Consider the following 12,345-nt stretch of genomic DNA (forward strand, 5'->3'; position numbering starts at 1 on the left):
AAGTACATGAAAACTTTACCAATTGTTTTGACACTAGTCGCGTTCCTACTGACTGGCGCATTCGATGTTTTATCTCAAGAAACCATCGTCCGCGGAAAAGTCATCGACTCAAAAACACAGCAGCCACTAGTAAACGCTAACATTGGATTGAAAGGCCGACCTTACAACACGGCATCGGATATCGAAGGGAATTTTAAGTTTCTGCTTCCAGAGAAAACAGAAACCGATACGTTTTTCATCTCTTACATCGGCTACAAAACCTTTGTAGATCGACTTTCCAATCTTAGGCGGGCAAATAAAACCTATTTGCTAGAGGAGTCTTCTACGCTACTAGATGAAGTAACTATCCTTGAAAAGAAGTTGTACCGATTCGAGATCAAGAAACTAGAGGCAGCCATGAAGTTAGTAAAGGGAAATCTATACGCTTGCCAAACGGAAGTAACGAATAAAGAGTACAACCAATTCTTAAGTTACTTGCTTCGATCCAATCAAATGGCTTTGTACAAAAAATACAAGCCCGATATTTCGCAGCATGAAGGCTCGCTACTTATCTTTTTCAAAGGCTATCATTTGCAACAACTCGAATCAAAAGAAAACAAGTACCATAAAAGCTATAATGACTATCCAATCGTGAACATCTCGCACGAAGCAGCAATCGCCTACTGCGAATGGTTCACTGATTTGTACAATAGCACCAAGGGAAAAAAGAAGTTTAAGAAAGTCAATTTCAGGCTTCCGAAGTTGAAGGAATGGCAGATTGCCGCGTTGGGTTATAAAAAATTTCAATCATGGGAGTTGGATGAGAATGAAGTGGATGTGGGCATTCCGAAAAATCTGGGTGAGGAAGTGGCCGTGAAGAAAAGAATGATACCTGTAAAAGGAAGTGATATACTTTATCCCTGGTATGGGGTTTACGAGTATCGCAACAAAGCACAGAACAATAGAAATTGTTGGCTTGGCAATTTTAAGATACCATCTGGAGCTCCACTCTGCCAAGCCTTACCTGCGGCTGGTGATGGTTATGCGATTACTGGTAAGACAGGATCCTATTTCCCGAATGGCATGGGGTTTTTTGACGTGGTTGGCAATGTGGCAGAAATGATTGATGAAAAGGGAAAGGCTTATGGAGGAAGCTGGAATCATTTTCCCAACGAATCAACCATAAGAAGCGTAGATGATTACAAAGGGCAAAGCGGTGCAGTTGGGTTCAGGGTTTTTATGGAGGTGATTGAGAAATAGTGTTCCTAAAAATTCATACAAATTTTATGAAAAGATCAATTTCAGTAATTGCCTTATTGTTTATCGCAATAAATCTTTTTGGCCAAGAGGATTATTTCTTATTCAAAGGCGAGCTGCGGAATTCTAAATCCAATGAAGTGATTCCTTGGGCTTCCATCTTCATCAAAGGAACAGCCATGGGTGTGGCATCCAACGAAAGTGGACAATTTGAATTTTCACTTGCCAAAAAATACGCTAACGACTCACTTTTGATAAGTGCTTTAGGCTATCAATCAGTTGGTTTTGTTATTGACGATTTGCGAAAGCAAACATACCATACGATGAAACTTACGGAGCGAATCTACCAACTGAAAGAATTAACAATAGTGGGCCCTAATCCTACAGACCTTGTAAAGAAGGCACTTGACAAGTGGAACAAAAACTTTCATGTGTCAAATTACGAGTTCGACAGCTTCTATCGACAAACTCAAAAAGAGGATGGAAAATATGCTAAGCTTTGGGAGTGTTGTTTGCGTGGACTGGATCATGGCTACAATAGTTCCAAACGTGGTTCGGTTGATATCGAGTATTTGCAGATCAGAAAAAGTAACGATTACAGAGATAGCCGAACCCAATGGCTAATTGGTTTTTTTAAACCTCAATTCATTTTTACAGGAGAAAATCATTCGCGCAACAAAGACTTGTTGATTAAGAATTTCTCAAAATCGATTTATACGTATGAGTTGGATTCCATTCTTTATTTGGATAACCAAGCCGTCTATGTCGTTGATGCACGTGTCAAGGATTCAATTAAGGAATTTCTTTTCGATATTCGCTTTTACATAAGAGAGAAAGATTTCGCTTTTGTTCAAATGGATTTTAGCGGAAAGAGTAAAATTCAGTACGGTAAACCTACAGGGATCCCCGGAAAATTAAAGATCAAAATGACGGATTACGTATGCCGGTTTGTTTTCAAAGAATTTGAAGGCAAAATGTTTATGTATTATCTCAACGTGAATGCTGCTTTCAATTGGACAGATCCGGAAGGGAAAAAAATTTATCAAGAGGAAAACTCAGAAGCAATCATTCAAAACATTCGCCTTCTTGCACAAAAGGAAAAATCAAAAGTAAAATCAAATTTCAGCAATCTCAATTATGGGATTCCGCACAGTAGCTATGATTCTGAGTTTTGGAAAAAATATGAAATGGCTAGGCAAATTCCTTATGCCAATGGCGTGGTCAAAGATTTGCACAAAGATATTTCCATAGAAGAACAGTTTGCTAAAAATGGCCCTAAGCCAACTAAGTAATGAGATTCGTCATGAAACTATTTTCGATAATTGGCTTTATGTCTATTGCTTTCCCCACTAACTGCCAGGATAGTTCATTAAAGGGAAGAGTACTCGATCAAAAATCAAAAGAACCACTCCCCTACGCCAACATCAGCATCCAAAATTCTTCTTTGGGCACGGTGTCAAATGAACTGGGAGAATTTATATTTTTTGTGCCGACCAATTTGGCCAATGATACGTTGATTGTTTCCTACATCGGCTATAAGACTTTCAAAGATAAAATTTCCAATCTTCAACAAATAACAATTTTTACCCTTGAGGAATCGCCCATCTTGTTAAATGAGATTACGGTATCAAGCGAAGGTGCAAGAAAACTAGTAGAAGAGGCATTGAAGGCAATTCCACTTGTGTATCCTACGATGCCTTACTTGATGGAAGGCTTTCACCGAAGTTGGGAGAAAATAGATTTCACAGATAGCATCCGTTACCCAGGAACGCTCATCGAAGCGGCCGTAACGATTTACGATCCTGGTTATGGGCAAAAGAAAGTAGGAAAAGCAAAAGAGGAAACATACATTAACGAAATAAGGAGAAGCGAAATAATGGATGGCTGGAATTATGGTCGCGGGAATGGCTTGAGTGATTTGTTGGCAAAAAATCTAGTGAAACATAACCACGCGTCCCCATTCATTTTTCTGAAAAGTTTTTTGGATATGCCCAATACTCTTATTTACGAATGGGAAGGCTCTACCGCACTCAACGGTGAAAATTTATCGATTGTAAAAATAGAAGCCACTAACAAAATGAAATTTCCAGCGTTTTACAAAGTTTACATCAGCGAATTGGATCATGCCATCTTACGATATGAGTTGTACGGAATCAAAAAAGAAATTGATTATTCCTTAGGTGAATGGTATACTGAAAGTTTGATCGAGACATACATTTTTAAGCGCTATCAAGGTGCACCCTGTCTCAGTTACGCCAAAATAAAATACACAATCAAAAATTTAGATACGACCAAAAAGAAAGTAATTCGAACTGAAGATTATTTTCGAGAAGTTTTGGTCAACAACGTAATCACAACAAACGTAGATGAAAAACGGAAGTCGTTGATTTCCAAAAAGTCCAAAGATGTTTCGTTGGCGCTGCAAGCGAAAGGATACAATGCAGCGTTCTGGGAAAATTATAATGTGATTAAAGAAAACCCGCTCGATAAAGAGATAATCCAATACTTTGACCAAAAGGTCAATAGCAAAAGGAAAAAATAGAAACTCGGATTTGAAATGCCTAAATCCTTGCTCATCCGTGCATCCGTGGCTCAATGCTCTCTATATAATTCTATTTTGTATTCCCCTCGCCAATTTTTATTTTTATCGAAACCTAAATTCAATCCATCATGCGTCAACTTCTATTGCCTGTTCTCTATCTGATTTGTATTCAAGCCTTTTCGCAAGCCAATCCAAAACTATTAACCAAGCTCGACCAGCAAGCAAAGGAAATGGAAGCCAAAGTGATAGAATGGCGCAGGCATTTTCATCAAAATCCAGAGCTCTCCAATCGCGAGTTTAAGACGGGGGCAAAGATTGCAGAACATTTAAAGTCGTTGGGGCTAGAAGTAAAATACCCCGTGGCCAAAACAGGAGCGGTGGGAATTTTACGAACGGGTAAACCAGGACCAGTATTGGCGCTGCGTGCCGATATTGATGGACTACCCGTTGTTGAACGAAATTCTTTGCCTTTTGCCTCCAATGCAAAAGGAGAATACCAGGGCCAAGAAGTGGGCGTGATGCACGCGTGTGGGCACGATACACACATCGCTATTTTGATGGGCGCGGCCGAAATTTTGGTGAAAAACAAAAGTGATTTGAAAGGAACGATTGTGTTTCTGTTTCAACCAGCTGAAGAAGGTGCGCCCACAGGTGAAGAAGGCGGTGCGGCATTGATGGTAAAAGAAGGCGTACTTGACAATCCAAAAGTAGATGCTGTCATTGGTTTGCACATTAATTCATTGACACCCGTTGGCACGATAACCTATCGCCCCGAAGGTGAGATGGCAGCGGTAGATGTTTTAGATATAAAAGTAACGGGCCGCCAAACACACGGAGCCGCCCCGTGGAATGGTGCTGACCCCATCGTAGCTTCTGCACAAATTATCACTGCATTGCAAACCATTGTCAGTCGCAATTTAGAGTTGACCAATGCCGCGGCCGTTGTCACCATTGGCAAAATCACCGGTGGTGTGCGCAGCAACATCATCCCGGAAACGGTAGAAATGCAAGGCACCATCCGCACACTGGATAGCAAAATGCAAGAGCTCGTTCATGCCAAAATCAAACAGATAGCAGAGAACATCGCCACAGGGATGGGCGTAAAAGCAGACGTGCAAATCACCAAGTTGTACCCCGTTACCTACAACGACCCAAACCTCACGGCCTGGGCAGCGCCCTTTATTGAACGAGTAACGGGCAAAGAAAAAGCGAAAGTAATCCCCGCTGTAACGGGTGCAGAAGACTTTTCGTTTTATGCTCAAAAAGTGCCAGGCTTCTTCTTCTTTGTGGGTGGCATGCCATTGAATGCAGACCCGAACAAAACATCCGCACACCACACACCTGATTTTTACATTGACGAAAGCGGGATGTTAACGGGCTTGAAAGCAATGTTGAATTTGACTGTAGAGTATTTGAATAAAAAGTAATATGGCAAAAGTATCACCATTTGCAACTAAACTTTATAAGTTACTTGAACTAGCCGAGAAGATTTTTTTAGCAATTGCTGTACTGGCTTTGGTTCTTAAAAGGCTTGATGTACAATCAAATGAACTTTTGATTTTAGCCTTAGGTGGATTATCGACTGTTTATTTTTTAATGGCCCAAAGGCCTGCATTAGAAATTGGAAATACTGAAAGCGAGGATAGCGCTAAGCTTGGTTTTTTTGATTTACTAGTAACTACCATCGCCCCCAAAGTCGGTTGGATAAGCTGCTCGGTAGCAGTTGTGGGTATTTTGTTTTGGTATCAGAAATGGGAAGGTTTCAAAGAGATGTTATTGTTAGGTGGTAGCACTTTGTTTGTTGTGAGTCTACTGGTGAGTTATGCTGTTATCAATGGTAACAAGGCGCTTATCGTTTTACTGATGCGCACGGTGTCGTTATGCTTGATTTGTGCATCACTGCTTTCAAAGGTTGGATTTTTTGGTTGATGTTAGAGTACCGGCTGGCAAGGGTTGAAAAAATGTCTTTCATTGAAACGGACTTGTCTTTGTTACTCTCCTGGCCTCTCCCTACCTTAGCTAAAACTATCTCTCTATAGATTTCGTTTAGCAAGGGTATGGGCGAAGGGATTCAACACATCAATCAAAAAGTAACGGCCTTCAAACGCAAGTATTATCTCAACTTGTTCTTGCGAGGCTCTATCCTTACGCTCTCGCTCGTGCTCGGCTATTTCTTGTTGGCCACTGTATTAGAATACAACCTGTGGCTGGGCAAGGGCTTGCGATTATTCATTTTCGTCAGCTTCTTTTTGGTAGTGGCGTTTTGTTTGTACCTCTTTTTGCGCGAGCCGTTGCGCTGGTGGCTTTACAAACGCGGCCTTGGCGAAGAAGAGAGCGCCAAAATGATTGGCAAATATTTTCCCACCGTGGGCGACCGGCTCCTGAATGTGCTTCAACTTTCCTCCACCCAAAACCCAAGTGCCCTGCTCGATGCAGGCATCGCCCAAAAATCTTCTTCCTTCAAAGACATTGCTTTTGATACCGCCATCGACCTTGGCGAAAACAGAAAGTATCTAAAATATTTTGCCTTGCCCACGCTAGCCATGGTGCTATTGTTCATCATCAACAAGGGCATTTTTACGCAAAGCACACAACGCATTGTTCAGTTCAATCAAGAATTTTCGCCTGAGGCACCTTTCAAGTTTATGGTGGAAAATCCCTCGTTAGCCGCTTTCTTCAATGAAGATTTTACCTTGCAGCTTTCGTTGGATGGTGAAGCGCTGCCAGACGCGGTTTATATCAACAACGGCACCCAGCGCAGAAAAATGGAGAGCATAAGCGCTGGTCATTTTTCATATACGTTTGAGCGGTTGCAAAGCCAAGTAAATCTTCAATTTGAGGCGTCTGGCTTTTTTTCAAAGCCCGTGACAATTTCAATCATCAATCGACCAGAGGTAAACCAAATTAACGTAAGCCTTCAGTATCCGGCTTATCTGCAACGCAAAGCCGAGCAGCTGAGCAACGCTGGTAATTTAGAAGTGCCCGAGGGAACCAAAATCACTTGGAAAATCGGCACCCAGTATGCCACCAAAGCACAAATCAGTTTTAGCGATGGCACACCTAACAACATGCAACTGACAGACAATAATTCGTTTGGGTTTTCAAAAAACATAAAAGACCCCGACCAATATTCGTTGGTGTTAGAGAACGAGAAGAGCAAAAACAAAGAACCGATTTCGTATTCGATAGCCGTGGTGAAAGACCTGTTTCCACAAATCACGGTGGACAACTTGCGCGATTCTATACTTTTCAAAAATATTTTGTTGGGCGGTCAATTAACGGACGATTACGGTATCACCGAGCTAAAACTAAAATACCAAATTACACGAGGCAATCGCGAAGGCGCAGAAAAAGCAATCGCCATTCAACTTGCTTCGCGCAATCAGCAACAAAACTATTTCTATCAGTGGGCAGTTGATTCGCTACAACTAAAGCCAGGCGATAAAGTGAGTTACTATTTGCAGGTGTGGGACAACGATGGTGTGAATGGAAGAAAGTCTACACGCTCTGGCAATTATATATTTTCCCTTCCGGGGAATGAGGAGTTGGTTACGCAGATTTCGAAATCGCAACAGAAGACCGAATCTAAAATTGACGAAAGCCTGACGCAAGCCAAAGAGCTGAAAGAATCCATCGATGAAGCACAACAACGCCTTCGCGGAAAGCAAAATTTAGATTGGCAGGACAAAAAAATGCTGGAAGACCTGGTGCAACAAAAACAAAAACTGGACAACGCCATCAACGACCTGAAAAAGGAAAACCAGTTGCTCGAGCAAAAGAAAGAAGCCTTCACCGAAGAGAGCGAACGCCTGAAAGAAAAATCAGAGCAAATACAAAAATTGATGAACGATTTGCTCGATGAAGAAACCAAAAAACTCTTTCAAGAATTAGAAAAACTACTGCGCGAAAATGCCGACCCATCACAAATGCAAAAGGTGTTGGATAAAATGAATCGTAAGGAAATTAATCTGGAGAAAGAGCTTGAGCGCACATTAGAGTTGTTTAAGCAACTGCAATACGATTACAAGTTTGAACAAAGTATCGAATCGCTGAAAGAGCAAATCAAACAGCAAGAGAAACTTTTGGAAGACACTAAAGAATTAGCGGGAGAAAAATCCAAAGACGATAAAGAAAAAGACGGAGACAAAAACAACGACCCATCAAAAGACAAAAACCCATCGAAAGAAGGTGAGAAAGGAAACGAGGGAAAGGATAAAGACGGAAAACAAAAAGATGGTAAAGACGAGAGTGGCGATAGCCAAGACAAAGACTTAAAAGATAAAGCGGGCGACCAGCAAGAAAATCAAAAATCAGAAAAAACCAATGCCAACGACCTTTCGCAAAAGCAAGAAGAAATCAATAAGCAAACCGAAAAACTGAAACAAGAAATGAAAGAGTTGGAAGAAATGGGTGAAAAGCTCGACCAGCCCCAAGACTTGCCTGGCGATGAAAAATTCAGCCCTCTTCAACAAGAGCAGCAAAACAGCAAAGAATCACTCGATCAAAACAAGCCGAAGAAATCAATGGACTCACAAAAGAAATCCATCCAGCAAATGAAGCAGATGCAGCAACAAATGAATAGCATGCAAAACTCCATGGAGATGGAAATGGACATGGCCAACTTAGAGAGTCTGCGCCAAATCCTCCATGGGCTTATCAAGCTTTCTTACGACCAAGAGGGGCTGATGAAAGATTTCAATCAGGTGCAGCAATCCGATCCCAAATATGTGCAGCTTTCGCAGAACCAATTAAAGATAAAAGATGACTCTAAAGTGCTGGAAGACAGTTTGTTAGCTCTTGCTAAGAAAGACCCATTCCTAGGCTCAGTGGTCACCAAAGAGGTTTCTGAATTAAACGACCATTTGGATAAAGCTGCCTTGCAAGTGAAGGAAAGGCGTAAGTCAAACGCTAGCTCCGAGATGCAATTCAGCATGACGAGCATCAACAACTTGGCACTAATGCTCAACAGTCATTATGATATGATGATGAATGCCATGGCCAATGCCAAACCTGGAAAGGGAAAGAAGAAAGGCGGCAAAAGCTTATCGCAGATGCAGCAGCAACTCAATCAGCAAATCGAGCAAATCAAAAAAGGGGGCAAGCAGGGTCGTGAGTTGTCAGAAGATTTAGCCAAGATGGCAGCCGAGCAAGAGCGCATTCGCAGATCATTACAGGAAATGCAGGAGAAATTGAAAAAGGAGGGAGGAAAAATCCCCGGTGGAGATTTACAGGGCAAGATGGAACAAACCGAGATGGATTTAGTTAACAAACAGATTACGGAGCAAACCATCCGCAGGCAAAACGAAATTATCACGCGGTTGTTAGAAGCTGAGAAATCAATGCGTGAACAGAACCAAGACCAAGAGCGAAAAGGAGAAACGGCCAAAGACTATGCGAAAGAACTTCCCCGTAATTTTGAAGAGTATTTAAGATTAAAAGAAAAAGAAGTAGAATTGTTGAAAACCGTGCCTCCTAAATTATTTCCTTACTATAAGAAAGAGGTAAGTGAATATTTTAAACGGTTAGGTACAAAGGAATAAACGTGCTGGGGATGAAGTCATAAAACCAAAAACAGTAAGGCAGAAAAGATTCATGAAGAAAATCAATATTCAAATTCCCGCCCTTTCCGAAAACATTCGGATGATTGAAAGCTTCATTGATAATGCCAAGGAGAAATATCAGCTCAATGACGATATCTATGGCAACATCATGATTGCCGTAACCGAAGCAGTGAATAACGCCATAAAACATGGCAGCCGTAGCGACTCGTCTAAAAATGTATCGTTATCGCTTGCATTGGCGGATGGGCTTATAAAATTTAGGGTTGAAGATGAAGGCGCAGGTTTTGACTATCAGAATCTTCCAGACCCAACCTCAGCCGAAAACCTAGAGAAACCAGGTGGCCGCGGCATCTTTCTGATGAAGCACCTAGCCGATGAAGTCGAGTTTGCAGAGAATGGCAAGGTTGTAGAATTGAGCTTTTATATGAATGCCTAAAAAAATTGACAGTTGACCAGCGGATTGTCAATTGAATAGAATATGCCTATCCACTACTTCTATGAGCAAATTGATTTTAAAATCAAAAACCCTCGTAAGTCCTCTATCTGGATTGCATTGGTTGCTAAAGCGGAGAAAAAAGAGATTGGTGATTTAACCTATGTGTTCTGTTCCGATGATTATCTACTTTCCCTCAACCAGCAATTTCTAAAGCATAACACCCTTACGGATATCATCACGTTTGATTACTCGGAAGGCAAAAAGGAACTGAGTGGGGAAATCTACATCAGCATCGACCGGGTAGCTGACAATGCCGCAAAATTCAAAACCGACTTTCAGGATGAACTTCATCTAGTAATGATTCATGGGGTTCTGCACCTTGCAGGCTACAAAGACAAGAAGACAGCCGAAAAAGCCCTGATGCGCAAAAAAGAAGAAGCTTGCCTATCTTTGCGCAAATAAGTTTCACGTGGAACATATTGGGTTTGTAGGCAGGGCTTGAAGCCGTAAGTTTTTTTGAGCGGGGCCTGAAATGATTAATCTCGAATTTGTTTCACGTGGAACATGTTCATTTAGAAACTTTCAATTGGTCAGAACAGCCTGTAGCTAAGTAAATACGAGTAAGAACACAATGTTCAAAGAATACAATGTCATAGTAATTGGGGCCGGTCATGCCGGATGTGAGGCAGCTGCAGCGGCTGCCAACATGGGGTCAAAAGTACTTTTGATTACCATGAACATGAACACCATCGCCCAGATGTCGTGCAACCCAGCTATGGGCGGGGTGGCTAAAGGGCAAATCGTTAGAGAAATAGATGCACTGGGAGGCTATTCTGGAATTGTGTCTGATAAGTCGATGCTACAATTCAGGATGCTGAACCTATCAAAAGGTCCAGCCATGTGGAGCCCCAGAAGTCAAAACGATAGAATGCGTTTTGCAGAAGAATGGCGGTTAATGCTCGAAAGCACACCAAACGTAGATTTCTGGCAAGAGATGGCCACGGGAATAGTAGTAAAAGGAAATAGAGTGGTAGGGGTAAAGACCGCCTTAGGAATTGAGATTTCAGCGAAAGCGGTTGTTCTAACCAACGGCACATTCTTGAATGGCAAAATACACATAGGTGAAAAGAACTTTGGTGGAGGCCGAGCAGCTGAAAAGGCTGCGATGGGAATCACCGAACACCTGGTAGAACTGGGATTTGAATCTGGTAGGATGAAGACAGGCACACCACCACGCATTGACGGCCGCTCACTTGATTATTCCAAAATGGAGGAACAAAAGGGTGATGAAAACCCAAGCAAATTCTCTTACACCGATACCGAGCCTTTGAAGAAACAGTTGAGCTGTTGGATTACGTACACCAATGAGTCAGTGCACAAAGAACTCGAAAAAGGCTTTGACCGGTCTCCAATGTTTCAAGGGCGCATAAAAGGACTTGGACCTCGCTATTGTCCTTCCATTGAAGATAAAATCAATCGGTTTGCTGAGCGTGATCGACACCAAATATTTGTAGAGCCAGAAGGGTGGAAGACAGTTGAAATCTATGTGAACGGATTCTCTACTTCTCTGCCAGAAGACATCCAATATTCTGCCATCACCAAGATCCCTGGATTTGAAAACGCCAAGATGTTCCGGCCAGGCTATGCCATTGAGTATGATTACTTTCCTCCCACTCAATTGAAGATGAGTTTAGAGACTCAACTAATTGATAATCTGTATTTTGCAGGTCAAATCAACGGCACAACCGGGTATGAAGAAGCAGCCTGTCAGGGCCTAATGGCAGGCATTAACGCGCATAATAAAGTAAACGACAAGGAACCACTCATTCTTAAACGGTCCGAGGCCTATATTGGTGTGCTGATTGACGACCTGGTGAACAAAGGCACACAAGAACCTTATCGCATGTTTACTTCGCGCGCTGAGTACCGGATTCTGCTCAGACAAGACAATGCTGACTTGCGATTGACGGAGACAGGACATAAGCTTGGTTTAGCCACTGATGAGCGATTAGAGAAATTGCTCGACAAGAAAAATGCCATTACTAATTTGCGGAAAGAACTGAGGGAACTTCGAGCTGAACCAGAGGTAGTAAATGCTCAGCTGCTGGAATTGGACACCGCTACCATTTCAGAAAAAGTACCCGTTGAAAATCTATTGAAACGACCTCACGTGGGAATGGCCGAACTAAAATGCCTTGATCACACGCTAAAGGAAAAGTTAAGCAAGTATAGCGAGGAGGTTTTGCAGCAAGTGGAAATTGCAACGAAATACGAAAGCTACATTGAGCGAGAGCAAAAGCTAGCTGAAAAAATCTTGAGTTTAGACGATTACAAAATCAGACCAGACTTTGATTACGATAGAGTGAAAGCATTGTCATCAGAGGCAAAAGAGAAATTGAAAAAGATAAAGCCAGAAACGATTGGTCAGCTTTCTCGCATCAGTGGAGTGTCGCCTGCGGATGTATCAGTGCTTACAGTTTATATGGGAAAATGATGATAGAGGAAAATAGGCACTTGACAGTAAGCAATAGGCAGCATTGCAGCACACCAAAACTATTTAGTTGAGAATT

9 protein-coding genes are annotated in these 12,345 nt (G+C 41.9%); all 9 read left to right on the forward strand.

What is annotated here, in order from left to right; translation table 11 throughout:
- Positions 1-6: 6 nt before the first annotated feature.
- The 9 genes from KA713_15420 to mnmG all read left to right on the forward strand — a co-directional run bounded on the left by KA713_15420 (position 7) and on the right by mnmG (position 12,269).
- Positions 7-1,239 (forward strand): SUMF1/EgtB/PvdO family nonheme iron enzyme, encoded by a 1,233-nt coding sequence (locus KA713_15420; protein ID UXE65840.1) that lies wholly within the window; start codon positions 7-9, stop codon positions 1,237-1,239.
- A 26-nt stretch (positions 1,240-1,265) separates the two neighbouring features.
- Entirely contained in the window at positions 1,266-2,528 is a 1,263-nt protein-coding gene (locus KA713_15425) for a carboxypeptidase-like regulatory domain-containing protein (protein ID UXE65841.1), read from the forward strand.
- 11 nt (positions 2,529-2,539) lie between these two features.
- Complete coding sequence (locus KA713_15430) at positions 2,540-3,778, forward strand: carboxypeptidase-like regulatory domain-containing protein (protein ID UXE65842.1); 1,239 nt, start codon at positions 2,540-2,542, stop codon at positions 3,776-3,778.
- A gap of 128 nt (positions 3,779-3,906) precedes the next feature.
- Positions 3,907-5,205 (forward strand): amidohydrolase, encoded by a 1,299-nt coding sequence (locus KA713_15435; protein UXE65843.1) that lies wholly within the window; start codon positions 3,907-3,909, stop codon positions 5,203-5,205.
- 1 nt (position 5,206) lies between these two features.
- On the forward strand, positions 5,207-5,707 hold the full coding sequence (locus KA713_15440) for a hypothetical protein (protein UXE65844.1): 501 nt from the start codon (positions 5,207-5,209) through the stop codon (positions 5,705-5,707).
- Positions 5,708-5,835: 128 nt separating this feature from the next.
- A complete protein-coding gene (locus KA713_15445) occupies positions 5,836-9,318 on the forward strand; it encodes a hypothetical protein (GenBank protein UXE65845.1) in 3,483 nt (1,160 codons plus the stop codon).
- A 52-nt stretch (positions 9,319-9,370) separates the two neighbouring features.
- Positions 9,371-9,775, forward strand: a complete 405-nt coding sequence (locus KA713_15450) for an ATP-binding protein (protein ID UXE65846.1) — start codon at positions 9,371-9,373, stop codon at positions 9,773-9,775.
- Positions 9,776-9,817: 42 nt separating this feature from the next.
- Complete coding sequence (ybeY, locus tag KA713_15455; GenBank protein ID UXE65847.1) at positions 9,818-10,237, forward strand: rRNA maturation RNase YbeY; 420 nt, start codon at positions 9,818-9,820, stop codon at positions 10,235-10,237.
- 169 nt (positions 10,238-10,406) lie between these two features.
- On the forward strand, positions 10,407-12,269 hold the full coding sequence (gene mnmG / locus KA713_15460) for a tRNA uridine-5-carboxymethylaminomethyl(34) synthesis enzyme MnmG (GenBank protein ID UXE65848.1): 1,863 nt from the start codon (positions 10,407-10,409) through the stop codon (positions 12,267-12,269).
- Positions 12,270-12,345: the final 76 nt, after the last annotated feature.

Source organism: Chryseotalea sp. WA131a, assembly GCA_025370075.1.
Lineage (GTDB): Bacteria > Bacteroidota > Bacteroidia > Cytophagales > Cyclobacteriaceae > ELB16-189.

Bases quoted from the DNA above. Each gene is read 5' to 3' on its own strand.
- KA713_15420 (UXE65840.1), top strand. From the start codon at position 7: ATGAAAACTTTACCAATTGTTTTGACACTAGTCGCGTTCCTACTGACT.
- KA713_15425 (UXE65841.1), top strand. From the start codon at position 1,266: ATGAAAAGATCAATTTCAGTAATTGCCTTATTGTTTATCGCAATAAAT.
- KA713_15430 (UXE65842.1), top strand. From the start codon at position 2,540: ATGAAACTATTTTCGATAATTGGCTTTATGTCTATTGCTTTCCCCACT.
- KA713_15435 (UXE65843.1), top strand. From the start codon at position 3,907: ATGCGTCAACTTCTATTGCCTGTTCTCTATCTGATTTGTATTCAAGCC.
- KA713_15440 (UXE65844.1), top strand. From the start codon at position 5,207: ATGGCAAAAGTATCACCATTTGCAACTAAACTTTATAAGTTACTTGAA.
- KA713_15445 (UXE65845.1), top strand. From the start codon at position 5,836: ATGGGCGAAGGGATTCAACACATCAATCAAAAAGTAACGGCCTTCAAA.
- KA713_15450 (UXE65846.1), top strand. From the start codon at position 9,371: ATGAAGAAAATCAATATTCAAATTCCCGCCCTTTCCGAAAACATTCGG.
- ybeY (UXE65847.1), top strand. From the start codon at position 9,818: ATGCCTATCCACTACTTCTATGAGCAAATTGATTTTAAAATCAAAAAC.
- mnmG (UXE65848.1), top strand. From the start codon at position 10,407: ATGTTCAAAGAATACAATGTCATAGTAATTGGGGCCGGTCATGCCGGA.